Genomic DNA, 22,330 nt, shown 5'->3' on the forward strand with positions numbered 1-22,330 from the left:
GCCCGAAACTCTGCGGTGGCAATTTGACCTTGCGCATATTTTTTGAACGTTTTATTGGGTGTCGTTCAATAAAATAAAATGCCCAAGGTTCCCGCATGCGTTTGTCCTCCCGCCGTCGCCTACCTGCCCTCGCCGTCCGCCTGCTGAGCGCCAGTGCCTTGGTCAGCCTCATGGCGGCTCCCGTATGGGCACAGGAGGTGACCGAAGTGGTGGTGACGGCGCGTAAGAAGCCGGAATCGCTGGCGCGTGCCCCGATCTCTGTGGCCGTGATTACCGGAGACCAGTTGCGCAGTGGCGGGGCCTATGATCTGCGCGATGCGCAGGTGCTGACCCCGTCCCTTCTGATCACCTCCACCGCCAACGAAGCCCAGACCACGGCGCGGTTGCGCGGTGTCGGCACGGTGGGCGATAATCCGGGGTTGGAGTCTTCGGTCAGCGTCGTCATCGACGGTGTGGTGCGGGCGCGCACGGCGACGGCTATGAGCGATCTGGGCGTCGTTGAGCGTATCGAAATTCTCAAAGGGCCGCAGACCAGCCTGTTCGGCAAGGGTGCGTCGGCGGGCATTATTCAGGCCGTCACTCAGGCCCCGCGCTTTACGCCGGAGCAGGTCTATGAGCTGACAGCGGGTGAGCGCGGCACCTTCGCCGCCACCGCCTATGTGTCGGGACCACTGGCCGACAAATGGGCCGGATCGCTGTCTCTGGTTCACCGGCAACGCGATGGCCAATACCGGATCAATACGGGTCAGGGGCCGCGCAGCGACACCCGCGACGGCGATCAGAACTATGACTCTTTACGCGGTCAGTTGCTGTATATGGACGCCGACCGTCTCAGGGTGCGGCTGATTGCCGACTATACGGCGCGCGACGAAAACTGCTGCACCGGCACGGTGGTTCAGGTGGGCGCAACCGCGCCGTGGATCAACAGTCTGGCATCGGGTCAGGGGGTGGCTACCACCGCCAATATCGACGGGCGCCGCGCCTTCAGCAACCGCTCAACCGCTCAGCATATCAAGGATGGCGGCCTGTCGGCGGAGGTCAACTGGCGGTTCGACAGCGGCCCGACTCTGACCAGCGTGACGGCCGCACGGCGCTTCGATCACCGTCAGGGCTACGATGCCGATTTTTCAGGCGCGGACATCTATTACCGCATTCCGGATGATTTCGGCACGCGCTTCGATACGCTCAGTCAGGAATGGCGACTGTCCGGGAAAAACGGCCCGCTCGACTGGCTGACCGGCGTCTATCTGTCCTCGGAAAAGGTGACGCGGCGCGATTCTTACGTCTATGGCGAAGACTATGAGCCCTATCTCAGCCTGCTGCTGTCCAGCGGCGCTTCGACGACTCGTGTATCCAGCCTGACCGGTCTGACCGCCGGCAGCGCCTATCCCATCGGCGGCGGGGCGCGCGACATTCACCGTCAGACGGAACGCAATGCCGCCCTGTTCGCCAATCTCGACTGGGCCCTCACGACAGAGGTGTCGGCGGTACTGGGGCTGCGCCTCAACCGTCAGACCAAGACGCTGAACTCCGCCTACAGCAATACGGATGGCGGCGTCGGGTGCGCGGCGGCACAAAAGCTGGGGTCGTCGGGTCTGGGGACGCTGTGTCAGTCCTTTTCCAACCCCGCCTTCAACCGTCTCGACCTGACGCAAAAGATGTCGGACGACGCCGTGACCGGCACGTTAAAGCTGAGCTGGCAGACCACGCCTTCGCTGATGAGCTATGCCTCGGTGGCGCGCGGCTGGAAGGGCGGCGGCTTCAATCTCGACCGCGAACAGACGACGACCTATGCGGCCGATCGCGATACGTCCTTCCGTGCGGAAACCGTCACCGCCTATGAGGTCGGGCTGAAAGGCCGCTGGTGGCGCGGGCGTCTGGCCTTTGATGCTGCCGCCTTCCATCAGGACTTCCGCGATTTTCAGCTCAACACCTTCCTCGGCGCGACCTTCCTTGTCACCTCGGTGCCAGAGCTGACATCGCACGGCATAGAGACGGAAACGCGCCTGACGCTGAAAAACGGCCTGCGTCTGGTCAGCGGCGTCACCTGGTCGGAGAGCCAGTTCGGATCGCAGCCCGTGCCCGGCCTGCCGCGCCTCACCGATGCCCGCGCCTCGTTTGCCCCCAAATGGTCAGCGACGCTTCAGGCCGATTATCACCGCGAATGGCAGGGCCTGAACTGGGGCGCGGCGCTCGATGCCCGCTATAATTCCGATTACAATACCGGTTCTGATCTCGCCCCCATCAAGATTCAGGGCGCTTATACATTAATGAATGGCCGTCTGAGTGTGGCGAACCATGATGAGACGGTGGCGCTCGACCTGTGGGGCACCAATCTGACTGATGAAACCTATTATCAGGTGGTGTTTGGCGCGCCTTTGCAGTCGGGTACGTTTAATGCCTTTGTCGGTCAGCCGCGCACCATTGGCCTGACGCTGCGTTTGCGGCGTTGATAGCCTCAGGCGTCGTTAACGCACAGGCGATTTGCGGTACGGTCGGGGTCTGTGCTATGGCCCCGCCCAATGACCGATCTGCCTGAACATTCCCCTGAAACCCCCGCGCCCTATCGCGTGTCGGTGCTGACCATGTTCCCGGAAGCCTTTCCCGGCCCGCTGGGGGTATCGGTTCTGGGGAATGCGCAAAAAGAATCTGGCCTTTGGGCGCTTGAGCCTGTGGACATTCGGACCTTTTCGAGCGATAAGCGCGGCTTTCTCGACGACACCCCTGCCGGGGGCGGTCCCGGACAGGTGCTGAAGGCCGATGTAATTGCCAAGGCGCTGGACAGTCTGGGGGCCGATGACCGGCCCAAAGTCTATATGAGCGCCCGTGGACGGCGGCTCACTCAGGACAAGGTCAGGGAATGGTCGAAGGCCTCGGGCCTGATCGTTTTGTGCGGTCGGTTTGAAGGCGTCGATCAGCGCGTACTGGATGCGCGCGGCTTTGAGGAAATCAGCGTCGGTGACGCCGTCCTTGCGGGCGGAGAGTCGGCGGCGATGGTCACCATAGAGGCGGTCGTGCGGCTTATCCCAGGGGTTCTGGGGGCCGCCGAAAGCCTCGATACGGAGAGTTTTGAGGATGGTCTCCTCGAACACCCGCAGTACACGCGACCGCGGACGTTTGAGGGCCTCGACATCCCCGAAGTGCTTTTGTCCGGCGATCACAAAAAGATGGCCGCGTGGAAGCAAAAACAAAGAGAGGCAACCACGAAGGAGCGCAGACCGGACCTCTGGGCGGCGTATCTTTCCAAATCACAGGCAAAAGGCGCTCCCAAAGCGGAGTAAGCCCAAAATTGGAGTTACATAATGAACCTGCTTCAAAAGATCGAAGCCGAAGAAGTCGCCAAGCTGAAAGCTGGCAAGACCGTTCCGGCTTTCCAACCGGGCGATACCGTCCGCGTCAACGTGAAGATCAAGGAAGGCGACCGTGAGCGCGTTCAGGCCTATGAGGGCGTCGTGATCGCCCGCGCCGGCACGGGCATCAACGAAACCTTCACTGTCCGCAAGATTTCCTTCGGCGAAGGCGTGGAGCGTAAGTTCCCGCTGCTGTCGCCGAACATCGACTCGATCGAAGTCAAGCGCCGTGGCGTCGTGCGTCGCGCCAAGCTGTACTATCTGCGCGACCGTCGCGGCAAGTCGGCCCGTATCGTCGAGCGTTCGCAAAACTCGACGCGCGGCTCGAAGGGCGACGAACTGCGCGCCCAGATGGCGGCCAGCGAGTCCACTGAGGGCTAAGCCTCTACCGCTTGTCAAAATTGAAAACCCCGCTGGTTCATCCGGCGGGGTTTTTTCTTGTGCTATCAAGCCATTGTGCAATCGGTTTTTAAGTGGCGGCCGTATCAGGGAGTGTTAATCTCGCTCAAACCCTTGCGAAAAGAGGCCCTGATGAAACGCCGCGATCTGTTGCTTACCGGTCTGAGCCTGAGCCTGCTCCTAACCACGCCTGCCTGCGCCCAGACGGCCAGCCGCCCTGCGCCTGAGTCGAACGCCTTTGAAGCCAGCGTATTCGCCGAAGGCATCGAACAGCCCTGGGGCATGGCCTTCCTGCCCGACGGGCGTTTGCTGGTTACGGAAAAGGCGGGCGGCATCAAGCTGATCAGTAAAGACGGCAAGAGCCTTCAGTCGATTTCCGGTGGCCCCACCGTGGTCGATTATGGTCAGGGCGGACTTTTGGGCGTCGCGGTCGATCCGAAATTCAGCGAAAACGGCCTCGTCTATTTCAGTTTCTCCGAAGAGGGCGAAAACGATACGGCAGGTACGGCCGTGGCGCGTGGCAAGCTCGACGGTTCGGCCATTACCGGTCTTCAGGTCATCTGGCGGCAAACACCCAAGGTCGAAAGTCCCAACCACTGGGGCTCGCGCATCGTCTTTTCCAAGGATGGGCAGTACCTGTTTATCACCGTCGGTGACCGCGCCAATCAGCGGCCTATGGTGCAGCGGCTCGATACCACGATCGGTAAGACGCTGCGCATCCGCCCGGACGGCTCGATCCCCGACGACAATCCGTTTGTGAAGACGGCCGGAGCCAAACCGGAAATCTGGAGCCTGGGGCATCGTAATCAGCAGGGGGCCTTTGTGCACCCGGAAACCGGCGATCTGTGGACCAATGAGCACGGTCCGCAGGGCGGCGACGAAATCAACATCGTCAAACCGGGTAAGAACTATGGCTGGCCACTGATCACCTATGGCGAAGAATATGGCGGCGGCAAGATCGGTCAGACGGCAAAGGAAGGCTTGGAACAGCCGCTCTATTACTGGACCCCATCGATGGCTCCCGGCAATATGGTCTTCTACAACGGGCCTTATAAACAGTGGCACGGCAAGGTGTTTGTCGCCTCTTTGAAGTTCAAATATCTCGGCATGATTACGCTGGAAAACGGCAAGGTGGTGAAGGAGGAGAAGCTGCTCACCAATTTCAAGGAACGCATCCGCGACGTGGTGCAGGGGCCGGACGGTGCGCTTTATGCGGCGTTTGACAATGCCGAAGGCCGCATTGTGCGCGCGGTGCCGAAGTAACCCGGAACTTCTATAACAACAAGAAAGGGCGATCCCATAAAAGGGGTCGCCCTTTCTTGTTGTTTCAAGACGAGGGGCCGCAGCCCCTCGACCCCTTTTACATGCCACCCGGACGCGGGCCCATGCCGGGGCCGCCCATTATACGCATCTGGTTCTGCTGGGCATTGGCCGGAGCCGGGCCGCCAAAGGTGTAACGCAGACCGACGTAGAACACACTGGCCTGCTGGCTGCGGCTCGATTCCGAATAGACGGTCTTGGTGTCGGTATAGCTCACCGACTTGCCCGTATTCAGAGGGTCGCGCACCGTCACCGTCAGGGTAGCCTTCGGCGTCAGCTTGCGGGCGTAGGTGATGTTGCCCATACCGAACGGCTCGGTATAGCCTTGGCCGGTCAGGGTCTTGCCGCGCGCGAAGAAGAAGGCCTGAAACGTGTCTTTCGGCGTCAGGGTGTAGGTGAAGTTCATACGACCATTGACCGAATCCGCTTCCTGCGTGCCATTGGCCGGCGTGGTCAGTTCGGTGCGCGCAACATCGCCACCCAGAGACAGGTTCAGCTTTGGCGTCAGCTGACCATTGATATTGACTTCGACGCCGCCCGCCGTGCTCGACCCGCCGTTTTCCTGCGTCGTCAGCAGCACATTGCCCGTCAGGAAGCGGCTCGTCTGCGTGATGACGTCGTTGTTTTCGCGGTAATAGCCACGGATCTGATAGTTGATCTTGGGCTTGGTCACCTCATAACCCATTTCGAACGAGTCCGTTTCCTGCGGCTTGAGGTTCGGGTTGCCCTGACTGACGTTCTGCGCATCGACATAGGTGATCGCCGCATTAAGCGCCTGCGGGTTCGGACGTTGCAAACGACGCGCGTAGGAGAAGCGCAGCTTGGCCGTATCCGACAGCAGGTAGGTGGCGAAGAGGCTGGGGCTGACCTTGGTGTAGTTGATGCTGGTGCGCGTCCCCGTATTGGCCAGCAGGGTGTCGAGGTCGAGGTTTTCGACGCGCACGCCGCCCAGAACCACCCACTTTTCGCCAAACGGCTTCTGATAGGTGGCATAGGCCGCGCTGATGGTTTGCTTGTACTGGAAACGGCTCGACAGGAGGGCATTGCTCAGACCGTCGGCGCCGATACCGGTCGATTCATTGCTGACCGTATTGTCGTCGCGCGTGATCTGAATACCCGTGGTCAGCTGATCCGTGCCGACCGGGCGGTTATAGTCGATGCTGAACACGGCACTGCTCAGCGCGCGCGACGAAATCTTGGTGTCGCTGGTCGTCGATACGGTCGGCAGGGTGAAATTATTGATATTCACGTATTCGCTGCCGCCCGTCGAACGGCTGATGCGCAGATCGGCCTTCAGGGTTTCACCCGGCAGGTTGCCCGTATGGCTCCAGGTCAGGGCGAGGCTTTGGTCTGAGCCCGGGTTTTTGGAGCGCGACTGGTTGATATAGCGCTGCGTCGCGGCCCCCAGCGCATTATAGGTCGCCGAAACGCCGGTGCCTTCGCTGGTGAATTCCCGCTTGTTATAGGTCACCTGCGCGCTCAGGGTGTTGGTGTCGTCCAGATTATAGTCGATACCGCCATTGAGGGCGAAGTTGGTGAAACCGCCGGTACCTTCGCCATTGGAGTCGGTGCGCGAAACGATATTGCCATTGGCATCACGATTGATCAGGCGGCGCGTCGTGCGGCCTGTGCCGCTTTCGTCGCGGTAGTTGATGCCGCCATTCAGCGAAATCTTGCCCACCGTATAGCTGCCGTTGACGCCGCCATTGTAGCGACCATCGCCCACAGCGACATTCGCCGAGCCGAAGCCGCCCGGACGGCGGTTCTTGCGCATCACCAGATTGATGATGCCGCCGGTACCTTCGGACGAAAACTGCGCACCCGGATTGTTCATCACCTCGACCGAAGCGATATCACCGCCCGACATGGCCTGAATGGCCCCGGCGCGGTTGTCGCCCTGCATCATGGCCGAGGGCTTGCCGTCGATATAGACCTGCACATTGGTGTTGCCGCGCAGGGCGACATTACCGTTGGCATCGACCGTGACGCCCGGCACCTTGTTCAGCGTATCTGCCGCCGTACCAATGGCCGCGTCAGCATTCTTGCTATTGTCATAGACCTGACGGTCGATACGGTTCTGCGACTTGGCCCCGGTGACGGTGATGGTGGTCGGCTCGTCAGCCTTTTCAGGCGTCTTTTCCGTGGTCTTCTGCTCGGCGGGCTTTTCAGCGGGGGCGGTGGTGGTCTGTGCCGCCGCGGCGGACACCAGCAAAAGTGAGGCGAGGACGGACAGGCTGGTGCCGGCGAGGCGTTTGGAAGAGGACATGTGGGTGCTCTGAGAAAATGTATGGGCGGGCAGGTCCGCCGTCCTTATACGACGCGATGGCGCACCCCCGTTGCTTTCTCCATACATTATTTTGCAGATATGACCCGTTAAACGTTTGTAATTTTGGGTAATTTTGTGGCGTTTGTTGCGCGTGCGAAATGTTATCGCACCTTAAGTCCCAGTTCCGAAAGGAGTTCTGCGGCCTGAGAGCGCGAAATGGTCGCCCCTTTAAAACGGCGCGCATCCTCAAGACGCACACCGCCGATATCCGTTCCGCGCAGATCCGCCCCTTCAAAGCGCGCATGATCGAGCAGGGCATCGCGCAGGCTGCATTCTTCGAACACCGCCTGCCGGAAATCGCAGCCTTGCAGATCGGCATTGGTCAGATCGAGCGATTTCAGCGTCTGTTTGACAAAGGCAAAATTCTTCAGCCGCGCATCATTGAGGCGGCAGTCCTCAAAGCTGACGTCCATATTGCGGCTTTGGCTGAAATCGGCCCCGGTCAGCTTGCAGCGCAGAAAACGCGCCTGTGCGAGGCCCGCCCCCTTGAACGGGGTGTTGTTGAAATCACAAGCCGTGAACTGCGCCTCGGTCAGATCGGCGGAGGTAAAATCGGCCTGCCCGCCCTTGCAGGAAATAAATTGCGCCTGCTCCAGCTTCGCCCCGCGAAACTTGGTCTTGCGCAGGATGCTGTCTTCGAACACCCAGCCGTTCAGAATAAAATCGCTGAGGTCCAACCCCTCGGCCTCACAACCGACCAGCCGCATCGGCTCACCCTTGTTGGCCAGAAGCAGGATCGCACCGCGGTCAAGGATTTGGTCGCTGAGTGTGTGCATGGGAGAGCTTTAACGCTTTGCGGTCATGGGGTCGAGGGGCCTGTGGCCCCTCACCTTGGACCCATAAAAAAGACGGCCCCAAGAGGGACCGCCTTTTCTTTTTGCCTAAGGCAAGGGGGCACAGCCCCCTTGACCCTATTAGTCGCGGCGGGGACGACGCGAACGGCGCGGACGGTCGCCGCCCGAACGCTCTTCGCCACCTTCATCGCCATCGGCTTCCGGTGCTTCACCCGAAGCCGCACGGGCTTCGTCACGGGCGGCCTTTTCGGCGGCCAGCTTTTCGGTGAGGTCTTCGCCGGTTTCCTGATCGACGACCTTCATCGACAGCTTGGTCTTGCCGCGATCATCAAAGCCCAGGAACTTCACCTTCACTTCGTCGCCTTCGCTCAGGACGTCCGAGGTCTTGGCGACCTTTTCGTTCTTGATCTGCGAGATGTGGACGAGGCCGTCCTTGGCACCAAAGAAGTTCACGAACGCGCCGAAATCGACGACCTTCACGACCTTGCCCTTATAGATGGCGCCGATTTCCGGCTCCGAAGCGATGGACTTGATCCAGTCGCGGGCGGCGTCGATCTTCGACTGTTCGGAAGCGGCGATCTTGATGGTGCCGTCTTCGCCGATGTCGATCTTGGCACCGGTCTTTTCCACAATTTCGCGGATGACCTTGCCGCCCGACCCGATGACCTCGCGGATCTTTTCGGTCGCGATCTTGATCGTCTCGATCTTCGGCGCAAATTCACCCAGCTCTTCGCGGGCACCCGAAATGGCCTTGTTCATTTCACCGAGGATGTGCAGACGGCCTTCATTGGCCTGACGCAGCGCCTTGGTCATGATCTCTTCGGTGATGCCCGGAACCTTAATGTCCATTTGCAGCGAGGTGATACCCAGCTCCGTACCGGCCACCTTGAAGTCCATGTCGCCTAGGTGATCTTCGTCACCCAGAATATCCGACAGAACCGCATAGCCGTCCTTTTCGAGGATCAGGCCCATGGCGATACCCGATACCGGACGCTTCAGCGGCACGCCGGCGTCCATCAGCGACAGCGAGGTGCCGCAGACAGTGGCCATCGAGGACGAGCCGTTCGACTCGGTGATCTCGGAAACAACGCGCAGGGTATAGGGGAATTCTTCCGCCGACGGCAGCATCGGGCGGATGGCACGCCATGCCAGCTTGCCGTGGCCGATTTCGCGGCGGCCCGGCGAACCCATGCGGCCCGCTTCACCCACCGAGTACGGAGGGAAGTTGTAGTGCAGCAGGAAGCGTTCCTTATAGGTACCTTCCAGCGCATCGATGAACTGCTCGTCTTCGCCGGTACCCAGCGTGGCCACGACCAAGGCCTGAGTTTCACCACGGGTGAACAGGGCCGAACCGTGGGTGCGCGGCAGGACGCCGACTTCCGACACGATCTGACGGACCTTATCGACGGCACGACCGTCCACGCGCTTGCCGTGGTCGATGATGTCACGACGCAGGACGTCGGCTTCGCATTCCTTGAAGGCCGAACCGAAGACGGCAGCTTCGACGCCTTCCGGGTTCTCTTCGGACTTCACCAGAACGGCCGCGGCCTTCTTCTTGGCTTCGCCAACGGCGGCGTGACGCTCGTGCTTGCCCTTATGGGCATAGGCGGCGATGATGTCCGGGCCGACCAGTTCCTTGATCTTGGCCACGACGTCCGAGAAGTCTTCGGCTTCGAATTCGAAGGGCTCCTTGGCGGCGTGTTCAGCCAGCTCGATGATGGCATCGATAACCGGCTGCATACCGGCATGGGCGAACATCAGCGCGCCCAACATCTTGTCTTCCGACAGTTCCTGCGCTTCGGACTCCACCATCATCAGGGCGTCCTGCGTACCGGCGACCACGAGGTCGAGCGCGCTTTCCTTCATCTGATCCAGAGTCGGGTTCAGGACATATTCGTCATTGATGACGCCGACGCGGGCACCACCGATGGGGCCCATGAAGGGCACGCCCGACAGGGTCAGAGCCGCAGAGGCGGCGACCATGCCGAGGATGTCCGGATCGTTTTCCATGTCGTGCGACAGCACGGTCACGACGACCTGAACTTCGTTCTTGAAACCCTTGACGAACAGGGGGCGGATCGGACGGTCGATCAGGCGCGAAACGAGCGTTTCTTTTTCGCTGGGGCGACCTTCACGCTTGAAGTAGCCACCCGGAATCTTACCGGCGGCGAAGGTCTTTTCCTGATAGTTGACCGTCAGGGGGAAGAAGTCCTGACCCGGCTTCGGCGCGCGGGCATAAACCACGGTCGCCAGCACGGTGGTTTCACCGTAGGTGGCCAGCACGGCGGCGTCCGCCTGACGGGCGATACGGCCGGTTTCGAGCGTCAGTTTGCGCCCGGCCCACTCGATGGTTTTTCTTTTGATGTCAAACATGTGTGTCTTTCTGTCACCCGGCAGGCCCATTCCTGACGGGGTGGCTGAAGGGTGGCGGCCTGACTGGGCGGCGACCCGGTGTAAGAAAGGGCGAATCCCTTCCCGAAAATATCTGCCGTATCGTCCGGCAGATGAGTAGTGTCCCGATTTGATGGGACCGTCACGCGAATTGTGTGCCCGGATCGCGTTCCGGGTATCCATAGAGCCGGTTTCCTTCCGATGGTACGAAACCCGGCTCTAAACTTTACCTTGTCGCGCCTGTGAGTCCGAAAACCGCTTCGCACGTTTCGGCATGCGCTTGAATACAATCAGGGCCTGACGTGGCGTCAGGCCCTGAGAGATAGTCTTAGCGACGCAGACCCAGGGTCTCGACGATCGCCGTGTAACGGGCGGTGTCGGTGGCCTTGAGGTAGTCCAGCAGGCGGCGGCGTTGCGACACCAGCTTAAGAAGGCCACGACGGGAGTGGTTGTCCTTCTTGTGCGTCTTGAAGTGCTCGGTCAGGTTGGCAATGCGCTCCGACAGGATAGCGATTTGCACTTCGGACCCACCCGTATCGTTTTCCGAACGGGCGTGGGTCTTGATCAGTTCAGCTTTACGCTCAAGCGTGATCGACATCGGGGTCTCCTTTCACGGACAAGGTCCGCAGGGTTACAGGTTGATAAGGCGTGTGGGGTAAAATTGCCCCAGACGCAATTCGCCCAGGGCAACGATGTCTCCGTCCCGGTGCGCCCAAAGGGTACGCCCGTGCTCCGATTTTCCCGATTGTGACCGGATTTTCAGAGCGTCTTCCGCCGTTTGCGTGCGGGAGAAGGACAGGGGGATTTCGCGACCCTGTTTGAGCCTTGTGGCCTCGTCTTCCGTCACAGGCAGGGCCGGGATGTCGTCCAGCGCCGTCTCTACGGGAAGCAAAGCGTCCAAAGCGGCGTCTCTATGCCTCAAATCCTCTAACTTTTCCACCCCTGCGGACAAATTAATGTCGAAGCCGCCGACGCGCTCACGGCGCAGCGCACTGACGACACCCAGCACGCCCAGCTCCAGCGCGAGGTCACGGGCAATGGCCCGCACATAGGTGCCCTTGCCGCAATGGAGCAGGAACTCAGCCTCATCGGCGGAGAGAATACGCTCCAGCGTCAGGTCGTGCACGACCACCGGCCGCGCCTCCAGCTCGACCTCCACGCCTTCGCGCGCCAGATCATAGGCGCGTTGCCCGTCGACCTTGATCGCCGAAAAGGCCGGCGGAGCCTGTTCGATTTCACCAATAAACTGCGGCAGAACTTCGCGGATTTCCGCCTCGGTGGGGCGCAGATCATCCTGTTCGAGGATCTCACCTTCGAGGTCGTAGCTGGCTGTGCGCTGCCCCCAGCGGACGGTAAAGCGATAGACCTTATCGGCTTCCATCAGATAGGGGACGGTCTTGGTTGCCTCACCCAGTGCGATGGGCAGGATACCCGACGCCATCGGGTCCAGCGTACCGGCGTGCCCGGCCTTTTGCGCGTTGAACAGACGTCGCACGAAGCTGACGGCCTGCGTCGAGCCCATCCCTACGGGCTTGTCCAGACAGACCCAGCCATTGACCAGATCACCTTTTTTCTTACGTGCCAAGGTTTAGTCCTCGTCCTCTTCCTCAGGACGCGGATCGTTTCTGAGGTCTCTGGCCACGTCCGGACGCATGAACAGGGCGTCGATACGCGCCGCCTCATTGAAGCTTTCGTCGTGCAGGAACCGCAGGTCCGGCGTGAACTTCATGTCGATCATGCGCCCCAGAATCCCGCGCAGGAACTTGGCGTGACGGTTCAGCGCCTCAATCGCCGGGGCGATCTTGTCCTTAGAGATGGTCACGCCGCCCAGGCCAGCCCCCAGCGGTTCCACAAACACCGTGGCGTGGCGCAGGTCCGGTGAACAGCGGACTTCGGTAATGGTGATCGAAACCCCCTGCAGGGCCTCGTCGTGCAGTTCTTCTTCGCGCAGGATTTCCACCAGCGCGTGACGGACCAGTTCGCCGGCGCGCAACTGGCGCTGGCTGGGTCCCTGAGCCTCGGCCTTGTGGCCGCGGGTTTTATCGGAGTGTCTTTTCATCCGCCCCCTATAAGCCTTTTTGACAGATTTTCCATGAGATTCTGCACGCGCAGGGCGCGCTTGCCAGTCCCTGATAACGTTGTCTATAGTCTCGCGATAAGGCCCGACCACAGAGCGGGCCATTCAGGGAGAAACAGTATGGCCACCCCCAAGAGTGTCCCTTCGACGCCGCAGCGTCTGGAGGGGCTGGATGCCCTGCGCGGTTTTGCACTGTTTGGTCTGTTCATGGTGCATATGCCGGAACTGTTCGAACTGTACTGGGCGCATCCGGTCACCGATCCGACGCAGCTTGTCTGGCACAATGTCATTTTCACCCTGTTTGGCGGCAAGGCCTTTGCGCTGATGGCCCTGTGCTTCGGCGTCTCCTTCTTCATCATCATGGACAATTCGGCGCGTAAGGGTGTCGATTTCACCGGACGCTTTCTGTGGCGACTGGCGGTGCTACTAATCATCGGCCTGCTGCACGGCCTGTGGTATCGCGGCGATATACTGGAGGTTCTGGCGCTCATGGGCGTGCTGCTGGTCCCCTTCTATCGGTTGAAATCTAACGCTCTCATCGCCACCATCGGTGTCGTCTGCCTGCTCCAGCCTTTGATGTGGATTCAACTGGGGGCCGCGCTGAACGAGGCCGACTGGGCTAATCGCCCGTTCGGTTATTGGGGCGGCACGATCCCCGAAGCCTATCTGACCGGCAAGAGCCTCCTTGAGACCGTGCGTCAGAACTGGGTGGACGGCCATCCGTTCAAGTGGATGTTCATGTACGAGTCCGGCCGCCTGAGCCAGATATTGGGCCTGTCCCTGATCGGGCTTTGTCTGGGGCGCATCGGCTTTTTCAGTCAGCCGGAACGCTTCGGGCGGGCGCGCCTGATCGGTCTTGTCCTTTCGCTGATCGCCGCCCTTATCCTGTGGCATAGTCAGGGCCTGATCAGCGGCCTGATCCCGGCAACCGAGGCATCGCGTATGCCCAATGCCCTGTGGTCCGGTATCTGGTCCAGTTTGACCGATCTCAGCATCATGCTGACCCTTATGTTCGGGTTTCTGAGTCTCTATTACGGCCCGTTGCGTCGCTGGCTGAACGCCTTTGCCGCCCCCGGTCGCATGACGCTCAGCCTTTATGTGGGGCAATCCCTGGTCTTCGTGCCGGTCTTCTACAGCTTCGGTCTGGGGCTGCACGCCACGATGAGCCAGTCTGAAGCGGTTGTGCTCGGCCTCGTTGCCTTTGCAGCACAGATGGGTCTGGCGCACCTGTGGTTCCGCCATTTCCACTATGGCCCGCTGGAATGGCTGTGGCGGGCGGCGACCTATTTAACGCTTAAAGTACCTTTTAAACGCAAGGCTTAGGTCGCCGCTCTTTTGTTGCGCTAACGCTTCGCTCTTTGAGCGCGGGCGACCTATCTGACGCTTAAAGTCCCGTTCAGCCGCGCGAAATAAAGGCGTTCAACGGCACATAGAGGCCCAGCCGGTTCCACGACGCCGCCTGCATCAGGGTGCGCAGCCAGTTGACATAGGCCTGCGCCATGGCAAACGACAACTGGTAATAGGCCATGACCATGCGCGAAATGGCGTCATTGACCTCATAGCCGACAACGATATCGGCCTCATCCGCGGGCGTCTCAGCGACCGGCTGAAAGCGGATCGGCGTCGTTTCGACCGGCGCGACAAACCCCTCCAGAGCGTGGGCGATATAGGCGTTCAGGCCCGCCCCGTCATAGACGTGCGCCGCCGCCTCGTCCTGCACATGCCGTCCGGCATCGTGAGCGTAATAGCTGAGGATGGCCTGACACACCGCCACGTCGTAACAGTACTGACGCCGCCCCTGATAGGTCAGAACGGAATGGGCGGCGGCGCGTTCTTCGTTCATCTCCGACAGGCGCGTCTTGATCGCGCGAATACGCGGTTTGTCGCTGTCCCAATCGCGGCTGATCGTGCCGATATGGGCGTTTTGCACCCCGCACAGCCGCGCCAACCCGCGTTGAGTCAGGTACAGCGCGCCATCGCTCAGACGGCCCATGCCCACACCCGTCACTTCCGCATATTGCACAATATAAAGGTTCGAAACGGGCGTTTTCGTCCGTTTCCGCTTGGCCGCTGACATGGTGTTTTTTCCCCGATCCGTTGACTAACATTGCAACGCGGTCAGGGGTTTCGCAAGCGCGAAATCAGCTAAACACGATCGTCTTACCGCCATTGATGATGACGCGGCGTTCGGCGTGCCAGGTAACCGCACGCGCCAGTACGCGGGCCTCGATATCCTGACCGATGGCCACCAGTTGCTCCGGCGTCAGCCCGTGGTGCACGCGCTGCACGTCCTGTTCGATAATCGGCCCTTCGTCGAGGTCAGACGTCACATAGTGCGCCGTCGCCCCGATGATCTTCACCCCGCGCTGATGCGCCTGATGATACGGCTTGGCCCCTTTGAACGACGGCAGGAAGGAGTGGTGGATATTGATGCAGCGGCCTTCCAGCCGACGCGAAAAGTCGTCGGACAGGATTTGCATGTAACGCGCCAGCACGACCAGATCGGCCTGATGCGTCTCGATCAGGTTGAGGAACTGCGCCTCCTGCTCGGCCTTGGTGTCCTTGGTGATCGGCAGGTGGACATAGGGCAGGCCGTTCCATTCGACGAACGAGCGCATATCCTCGTGGTTCGAGACGACGGCGGCGATTTCCACCGGCAACAGGCCTGACCGCCAGCGGTGCAGCAACTCGTACAGGCAGTGACCAAACTTCGACACGGCGATGATGACGCGCGGGCGCACACTCAGATTATGGATGTCCCATTCCATGCTGAAGCGGTGGGCGATCGGCTTGAACCCTTCGCGCAGGATCGACATGGGCGGCATCCGCGAACCGGCCTGTTTGAAGACCACGCGCACATAGAACATGTCGCCCTGACTGTCGTTGAACTGGTTCGACTCGACAATGGAGATGTCGTTGTCGTTCAGATAGCCGGAGACCGCCGCGACGATACCGCGCGTGTCCGGGCATTTGATGATCAGAACGTAATGGGACGGGTCGAAAAAGGTCGTATCGGGCATGGTCCGCCTATAGCAGGCAAATCTTGCAGAAAGTCAAAGGTTTCAAATGAAAGAAAAGGCGTGGGGTCACAGACCCCACACCCCGCAATCGTCACAGACACTGTAAACCTGAAAAGAATTTGGCCCGGCAGTGCGCCGGGCCAAACACTTTTAACAGATTAGAGTGTGCGCTTGATCTCTTCGACCGTGAAGCATTCGATGAAGTCGCCCTTCTTGATGTCCTGGAACGGACCGAAGGACATACCGCATTCCTGACCGACCACGACCGAGTTGACCTCGTCCTTGAAGCGCTTGAGCGTGGTGAGCACGCCCATTTCCTGAATGACGACATCGTCGCGCAGGATACGCACGCGCGCGCCCTTTTCGACGCGGCCTTCGGTGACGCGACACCCGGCGACCTTGCCGACCTTGGTGATGTCGAACACTTCGAGCACTTCCGCGTTGCCGAGGAAGGTTTCGCGCTGGATCGGGGCCAACATGCCCGACAGCACGCCCTTGATGTCGTCGATCAGGTCGTAAATGATCGCGTAGTAGCGGATTTCGACGCCTTCGCGTTCGGCCAAGTCACGCGCCTGCTTGGAGGCACGGACGTTGAAGCCGATGATGGGCGAGTTGGACCCCTTGGCCAGTTGCACGTCCGACTCGGTTATACCGCCGGCGCCCGAATGGATGATCCGCGCACGGACCTCTTCGTTGCCGACCTTTTCCAGCGAGCCGATAATGGCTTCGGCCGAACCCTGCACGTCCGCCTTGACGATAAGCTGAAGCTCCTTGACCTTGTTGTCCTTGAGCTTCGACATCATGTCCGACAGCGACACGCCCACCGGAGCCACCATCTTTTCACGCTTCACGCGCTGACGGTACTCGGTGATTTCGCGGGCACGGGCGTCGTTTTCCACCACGGCGAAGGCTTCACCCGGATCAGGCGCCTGATCGAGGCCGAGGATTTCCACCGGCTGCGACGGACCCGCTTCAGGCAGTTGCGCATTGCGTTCGTCGATGAGGGCGCGCACGCGGCCCCAGGCACCACCGGCCACGATGATGTCGCCACGCTTCAGCGTACCACGCTTGACCAGAACCGTGGCCACAGGACCACGACCCTTGTCGAGCTTGGCTTCGATCACCACGCCTTCGGCGGTACGGTCCGGATTGGCCCGCAGGTCCAGCACTTCGGCCTGAAGCAGGATGGCTTCGACCAGATTGTCGAGACCCATGCCGGTCTTGGCCGAGACTTCGACGATCTGGGTTTCACCGCCCAGCGCTTCGACGACGACTTCGTGTTGCAGAAGTTCGTTGATGACGCGCTGCGGATTGGCTTCGTGCTTGTCCATCTTGTTGACGGCGACGATGATCGGCGTCTTGGCCGCACGGGCGTGGTTGATGGCCTCAATCGTCTGCGGCATCACACCGTCATCCGCCGCCACGACCAGCACCACGATATCCGTCACATTGGCACCGCGCGCACGCATGGCCGAGAAGGCCGCGTGACCCGGCGTGTCGAGGAAGGTGATACGCTCACCCGACGGCACCTTGATCTGATAGGCACCGATGTGCTGGGTGATACCACCGGCTTCGCCCGCCGCCACATCTTCCTTACGCAACGCATCGAGCAGCGAGGTCTTGCCGTGGTCAACGTGACCCATGACGGCCACGACCGGCGGACGCACCACCGTATCGTCGTCATGGTCGGCCGCGTCGATAAAGCCTTCGAGAACGTCGGCTTCGGAGACGCGCTTCACGTTGTGACCGAATTCCGTAGCCACCAGTTCGGCCGTATCGGAGTCGATCACGTCGTTGATCTTCAGCATCATCCCCTGCTTCATCAGCATCTTGATGATGTCCACAGCGCGCACGGCCATACGGTTCGACAGTTCCTGAACCGTGATAACGTCCGGGATGACCACGTCACGCGACACGCGCGCCTGTTCGGTGGTGACGCCCTTGCGCTTTTCGCGTTCACGCTCACGGGCCCGGCGAACCGAAGCCAGCGAACGCATACGGTCGGCGGCGCCTTCGTCGTCCCCCACAACGGCTTGCAGGGTCAGGCGGCCTTCGCGACGCTTGGGCTCGCCACGGGTCTGCGAGACGGCCTTGGTCGGCGCACCGGCCTTGCCGCCGCGACGACCACGATCATCATCGTCCCCGGTACGGGCACGCACATCGCCGGGCTTACCCGCCGGCGAACCGCGCGAGGAACGGATACGATCGACTTCCGACACAGCCGGAGCGTTCGGGGCCACACCGGCCGGACCGCGCGGCGGACGCGGCGAATTGGCCGAATAGCGGACGGTTTCACCGGCCGGACGCGGACCGCGGTCGCCCTGCGGACGGTTCGGATCTCTGGGGCCACGATCGCCTTGCGGACGATTGCCGTCGCGGTTAAACGGCGGGCGATCCCCTTGCGGACGGTCGCCACGCGGCGTGCGTTCGCCATAGTTGGGACGGTCGCCTTGCGGACGATTGCCATCACGGTTGAACGGCGGACGATCCCCTTGCGGGCGGTCTCCGCGCGGACGATCTCCGTACTGACCCTGAGGACGGTCGCCTTGCGGACGGTTGCCATCGCGGTTAAACGGCGGACGATCTCCCTGCGGGCGGTCACCGCGATTCCCGTCTCTGGGACGATCTCCGTACTGACCCTGAGGCCGATCACCTTGCGGACGGTCTCCGCGCGGGCGGTCGCCGTATTGTCCTTGAGGACGGTCGCCTTGCGGACGATCCGAGCGGGGGGCGCGATCATCACGGAAGCCATCGCGGCGGTCTTCGCGCGGGGCGCGCTGGGCCGGACGCGACAGAGCCTCTTCGATGGGGCTGCGACGCGGGGCTTCGGCCTGAGCCGGAGCGGGCGCTTGCGGAGCCGGTTCTGACGGCGCGGGAGCCGGGGCAGGCGCTTCGGACTTCGGTGCCGCTTCGGCAGCCGCCGCACGGCGGGCCGCCTCTTCGCGGGCGCGTTGTTCGGCCTGACGGCGCGCCTCGGCTTCGCGGCGCTCCTGATCGACGCGCGCCTGTTCCAGAACGCGGGCGCGACGCTCCAACTCATCCTGACGCAGACCGCCCGTATTGCCACCCGAAGGCGCCGGACGCGGTGCCGACGGCGCACCCTGCGGGGCAGCCGGACGCGGACGCGCCAGGTTTTCACCGCCGGCGCGCGGCGCGCCACCAGTGCCCTGAGCCCCACCCGAAGGCGCACCTTGCGGAGGCGTGCCGATGCGGCGCTTGGTTTCCACCACCACCGTCTTGGAGCGCCCATGGCTGAAGCTCTGCTTCACGGTGCCGGTGGACACATTGCCACCGACGCGCGGCTTCAGGCTCAGCGGAGCGCGGGTATTATCGCCTTTGGGGGCTTCGGGTTTATCGTCTTTCGGATCGCTCATTCAGCTCGCAACATACACATGATGAAACCGGCATTCCGGCTTCGTTTCGGACAATCGTTATTCGGTTTGAGCGATAGGGCCGTCATAAACGCCACATACAGTTTCGACACATCGCTCTGGCCACGATCAGACCGTGAAAAGATCACGCCCTGATAGTCGCTTTTCAGTTTGAGTTAAAGGGCCTTTCGCGCCATTGGGCAGGAAACAACGCCTCAAACCCACCAAGGCGTTCCGCTTCACGCGAAAACGCCGCCGCCCGCCGACCCTCGATCAGGGCGGCATGGATTACATTTTCGAGCCCCAGGGCGAGGCTCAGCTCATCATTGGAAAACAGGCCGCACAGTCCGACGGACGGCGTCTGGCCATTACTGAGGTTCAGAAGTTTACTGCGACCATCTTCGGCCCCGTCCGAGGCTTCGATCAGCCACGCGGCACGGCCGGCCGCGTGAGGCGCGGTTTTGCCTAATTTAAGCGCTGTGGCGACTTTTTCAAACCCCGTCACCAGATTTCCTTCGCGTCGCGCCAGCCCCAACTGCTCCAGCAGGCGTCTGCGGATCAGGGCGGGCACAAGGGTATCAAGGCCTTCCGGTGTTTTGACCGCGCGTTTGGCCGCACGCGAAAACAGATTCTTTTTGATGGCCAGAGCCAGACTCTCGGCGTCGGCCTTCAGCCACAGCCCGCGTCCGGGCAGGGTTTCCTTGAGATCAGGCACCACAAAGCCGTCCGGCCCGACCACAAAGCGGATCAGGCCGTCGCGGGGAACCGACTGGTGTGAAGCGACGTCCCGACGGTGGGTCACGCGCACGGAAACGGTCTGAGACGGGGTCTCCCCCGCCTCAGCCAGATCGTCATTCAGATCGATAAGGGTCTCATTGTTCAGGGATGGCGTCATTCGCGCCCTCCTCTTCATAAGACTCTTCGGATTCTTCGTAGGCCTCTTCCGGCTCCGGCGCTTCGATCCAGCCCGCCGCGATACGCGCATTGAGGATCAGGGCCTCGGCATCGGCTACCGACAGGGAGAAGCTTTCCAGAGCGCCCGGTACGCGGACCTTTTCGGCCCCGCGCTGCTCAAAGCCGCCGCGCACTTCGTCGGTAGCCAAATCGGCCAGATCTTCAACCGTCTTCACACCGGCTTCGCCCAGAGCAACCGCCATGGCCAGGGTGATACCCGGCACGTTCAGCACCTCGTCCTCGACGCCCAACTCAACGCGCTTGGCGTTCTGCTCGGCCTCGAAGCGCTCCAGATAGTCACGGGCGCGCGCCTGAAGCTCAGCCGCCGTGTCTTCGTCGAAGCCTTCGATGGCAGCGATTTCCATCTGATCGACATAGGCGAGGTCTTCGACGGTCGAGAAGCCTTCGGTAACCAGCAACTGCGCGATGACTTCATCGGCGTCCAGCGCTTCCTGGAACAGGGCGGTGCGCTCGGCAAATTCCTTCTGACGACGCTCAGAATCCTGCGACTCGGTGATGATATCGACCTGCCAGCCCGTCAGTTGCGAAGCCAGACGCACGTTCTGACCGCGACGGCCGATGGCGAGCGACAGTTGCTCATCCGGCACCACGACCTCAACGCGGTCTTCTTCTTCATCCAGAACGACCTTCGACACTTCGGCCGGGGCCAGAGCATTAACGATGAAGGTGGCTTCGTCCGGCGACCACTGGATGATGTCGATCTTTTCGCCTTGCAGTTCACCGACCACGGCCTGCACGCGCGACCCGCGCATACCGACGCAGGCCCCGACCGGGTCAATCGAGTTGTCGTTGGACAGGACGGCCATCTTGGCGCGCGAACCCGGATCACGGGCGACCGACTTGATTTCGATCACGCCGTCATAGACTTCCGGCACTTCCTGCGCGAACAGCTTGGCCATAAAGCCGCCGTGGGCGCGCGACAGCATGATCTGCGGGCCCTTGGTTTCACGGCGCACATCATAAATATAGGCGCGGATACGGTCATTGACCTGAAACGCCTCGCGCGGGATCGACTGATCGCGGCGCATAATGCCTTCGCCGCGACCCAGATCGACAATGACATTGCCGTATTCGACGCGCTTGACCGTACCGTTGACGATTTCGCCGACGCGGTCCTTGAACTCATCATACTGACGCTCACGCTCGGCTTCCCGCACCTTGTGCGTCACGACCTGACGCGCCATCTGCGATTGCACGCGACCCAGTTCGAACGGCGGCAGGACTTCTTCGTAGGTCTTGCCGACGAAAGCGTCCTTGTCCTCGCGCAGGGCCTCGGTCAGGCCGCGCTGCGCGTATTCGTTCTCAAGCTCTTCGTCCGGCACCACCGTCACGTAACGGGTGATAGTCATTTCGCCGGTGCGCGGATCGACACGCACGCGGATGTCGTGGTCGGCCCCATAGCGCGAGCGAGCGGCCTTTTGCACCGCTTCTTCGATGGAGGCGAGCACGACCGACTTGTCGATCTGCTTTTCGCGCGCCACGGCGTCGGCGATTTGCAGCAGTTCCTGACGGTTGGCGCTGATTCCGGTAAAGCTCATGTCACTGTTCCCAGTTTAATTTTTTGTCAGTTTGTCGTCGTCGTCATCGCCGAAATCGTCCTCGGCGTCGTCGAAATCTTCATCGTCAAATTCAGCGTCCGCATCGTCGCCGAAATCGAGGTCTTCGTCCTCTTCTTCGTCATCCTCACCCTGCTCGCGGCGAAGGGCGGCCTTTTCGGCGCCGATCTTGAGCAGTTCGTCATTGAGCACCAGCTTGGCGTCGATGATCCAGTCGAACGGGATCATCGCCGTGTCTTCCTCGCCTTCGAGGTCGATAGCAACGTATTCGCCGTCTTCGGTGCCATTCAGGATACCGCGGAAGCGCTTGCGCCCTTCGGCCAGACGATCCAGCTCCAGACGCGCCTCAAGCCCCGAATAGGTGTCGAAATCCTTCAGGCGGGTCAGCGGACGGTCGATACCGGGCGACGACACTTCGAGAATATATTCGCCGGTGATCGGATCAGACTCTTCCAGCCAGGCCGACAGGGCGCGCGACAAGCGAGCGCACTGATTGACGGTGATGTCGCCGTCGGTCTTGCGCTCAGCCATAATCTGTAAACGACGCGCGCCGCCCGGCTTGTTGGAGCCCATCAGGCGCACGCGCACAATGTCGAGCCCCAACGCTTCGGCAATGGGGTCAAAGGCTTCGATCAGCTTGCGGTCTTCGGTGGTCTTGGCGCGCAAAATAGGTCCTCAGATGGTTCGTCCGCTGCGTTTCGGGCAACAAAAAAGCGGCTGGCCTTCTTGAGGGCCGCCGCCGGGCCGCAAG

17 protein-coding genes are annotated in these 22,330 nt (G+C 61.2%); 5 read left to right on the top strand and 12 right to left on the bottom strand.

The window, feature by feature from the left end; translation table 11 throughout:
- Positions 1-95: 95 nt before the first annotated feature.
- From ACK8OE_RS05670 to ACK8OE_RS05685, 4 genes are all read left to right on the top strand, one after another.
- Entirely contained in the window at positions 96-2,453 is a 2,358-nt protein-coding gene (locus ACK8OE_RS05670; RefSeq protein WP_410271754.1) for a TonB-dependent receptor, read from the top strand.
- A gap of 69 nt (positions 2,454-2,522) precedes the next feature.
- Positions 2,523-3,281, top strand: a complete 759-nt coding sequence (trmD, locus tag ACK8OE_RS05675) for a tRNA (guanosine(37)-N1)-methyltransferase TrmD (protein ID WP_410271755.1) — start codon at positions 2,523-2,525, stop codon at positions 3,279-3,281.
- Between the two features lie 21 nt (positions 3,282-3,302).
- Positions 3,303-3,731 (top strand): 50S ribosomal protein L19, encoded by a 429-nt coding sequence (rplS, locus tag ACK8OE_RS05680; RefSeq protein ID WP_013477725.1) that lies wholly within the window; start codon positions 3,303-3,305, stop codon positions 3,729-3,731.
- A 150-nt stretch (positions 3,732-3,881) separates the two neighbouring features.
- On the top strand, positions 3,882-5,012 hold the full coding sequence (locus ACK8OE_RS05685; protein WP_410271756.1) for a PQQ-dependent sugar dehydrogenase: 1,131 nt from the start codon (positions 3,882-3,884) through the stop codon (positions 5,010-5,012).
- A gap of 97 nt (positions 5,013-5,109) precedes the next feature.
- Here ACK8OE_RS05685 and ACK8OE_RS05690 read toward each other — a convergent pair whose 3' ends face one another.
- From ACK8OE_RS05690 to rbfA, 6 genes are all read right to left on the bottom strand, one after another.
- Positions 5,110-7,335 carry a TonB-dependent receptor domain-containing protein gene (locus ACK8OE_RS05690; RefSeq protein WP_410271757.1) on the bottom strand — a complete coding sequence of 742 codons (2,226 nt, stop codon included), beginning with the start codon at positions 7,333-7,335 and terminating at the stop codon, positions 5,110-5,112.
- 161 nt (positions 7,336-7,496) lie between these two features.
- Positions 7,497-8,171, bottom strand: a complete 675-nt coding sequence (locus tag ACK8OE_RS05695) for a pentapeptide repeat-containing protein (protein ID WP_410271758.1) — start codon at positions 8,169-8,171, stop codon at positions 7,497-7,499.
- A gap of 138 nt (positions 8,172-8,309) precedes the next feature.
- Entirely contained in the window at positions 8,310-10,562 is a 2,253-nt protein-coding gene (pnp, locus tag ACK8OE_RS05700; RefSeq protein WP_410271759.1) for a polyribonucleotide nucleotidyltransferase, read from the bottom strand.
- Positions 10,563-10,908: 346 nt separating this feature from the next.
- Positions 10,909-11,178 (bottom strand): 30S ribosomal protein S15, encoded by a 270-nt coding sequence (gene rpsO, locus ACK8OE_RS05705; RefSeq protein ID WP_013477720.1) that lies wholly within the window; start codon positions 11,176-11,178, stop codon positions 10,909-10,911.
- Between the two features lie 33 nt (positions 11,179-11,211).
- Complete coding sequence (truB, locus tag ACK8OE_RS05710) at positions 11,212-12,165, bottom strand: tRNA pseudouridine(55) synthase TruB (RefSeq protein WP_410271760.1); 954 nt, start codon at positions 12,163-12,165, stop codon at positions 11,212-11,214.
- Between the two features lie 3 nt (positions 12,166-12,168).
- A complete protein-coding gene (rbfA, locus tag ACK8OE_RS05715) occupies positions 12,169-12,639 on the bottom strand; it encodes a 30S ribosome-binding factor RbfA (protein ID WP_410271761.1) in 471 nt (156 codons plus the stop codon).
- Positions 12,640-12,777: 138 nt separating this feature from the next.
- On the opposite strand from rbfA, the gene ACK8OE_RS05720 reads away from it, so the two are divergent.
- Positions 12,778-13,980 (top strand): DUF418 domain-containing protein, encoded by a 1,203-nt coding sequence (locus ACK8OE_RS05720; RefSeq protein WP_410271762.1) that lies wholly within the window; start codon positions 12,778-12,780, stop codon positions 13,978-13,980.
- A gap of 73 nt (positions 13,981-14,053) precedes the next feature.
- On the opposite strand, the gene ACK8OE_RS05725 is transcribed toward ACK8OE_RS05720, so the two are convergent.
- The 6 genes from ACK8OE_RS05725 to rimP all read right to left on the bottom strand — a co-directional run bounded on the left by ACK8OE_RS05725 (position 14,054) and on the right by rimP (position 22,245).
- Positions 14,054-14,734, bottom strand: a complete 681-nt coding sequence (locus ACK8OE_RS05725; RefSeq protein ID WP_410271763.1) for a hypothetical protein — start codon at positions 14,732-14,734, stop codon at positions 14,054-14,056.
- A 64-nt stretch (positions 14,735-14,798) separates the two neighbouring features.
- Positions 14,799-15,677, bottom strand: a complete 879-nt coding sequence (gene purU, locus ACK8OE_RS05730) for a formyltetrahydrofolate deformylase (protein ID WP_410271764.1) — start codon at positions 15,675-15,677, stop codon at positions 14,799-14,801.
- A gap of 158 nt (positions 15,678-15,835) precedes the next feature.
- On the bottom strand, positions 15,836-19,051 hold the full coding sequence (gene infB / locus ACK8OE_RS05735) for a translation initiation factor IF-2 (protein ID WP_410271765.1): 3,216 nt from the start codon (positions 19,049-19,051) through the stop codon (positions 15,836-15,838).
- A gap of 163 nt (positions 19,052-19,214) precedes the next feature.
- Complete coding sequence (locus ACK8OE_RS05740) at positions 19,215-19,943, bottom strand: RNA-binding protein (protein WP_290793872.1); 729 nt, start codon at positions 19,941-19,943, stop codon at positions 19,215-19,217.
- Positions 19,921-21,561, bottom strand: a complete 1,641-nt coding sequence (nusA, locus tag ACK8OE_RS05745) for a transcription termination factor NusA (RefSeq protein WP_290793874.1) — start codon at positions 21,559-21,561, stop codon at positions 19,921-19,923. The genes ACK8OE_RS05740 and nusA overlap by 23 nt, the downstream gene beginning before the upstream one ends.
- Before the next feature lie 15 nt (positions 21,562-21,576).
- The gene (gene rimP, locus ACK8OE_RS05750) at positions 21,577-22,245 is read right to left on the bottom strand and encodes a ribosome maturation factor RimP (RefSeq protein ID WP_410271766.1); all 669 of its coding nucleotides are present in this window, start codon (positions 22,243-22,245) and stop codon (positions 21,577-21,579) included.
- Positions 22,246-22,330 lie beyond the last annotated feature (85 nt).

The sequence above is a fragment of the Asticcacaulis sp. W401b genome, assembly GCF_046503825.1.
Taxonomy (GTDB): domain Bacteria; phylum Pseudomonadota; class Alphaproteobacteria; order Caulobacterales; family Caulobacteraceae; genus Asticcacaulis.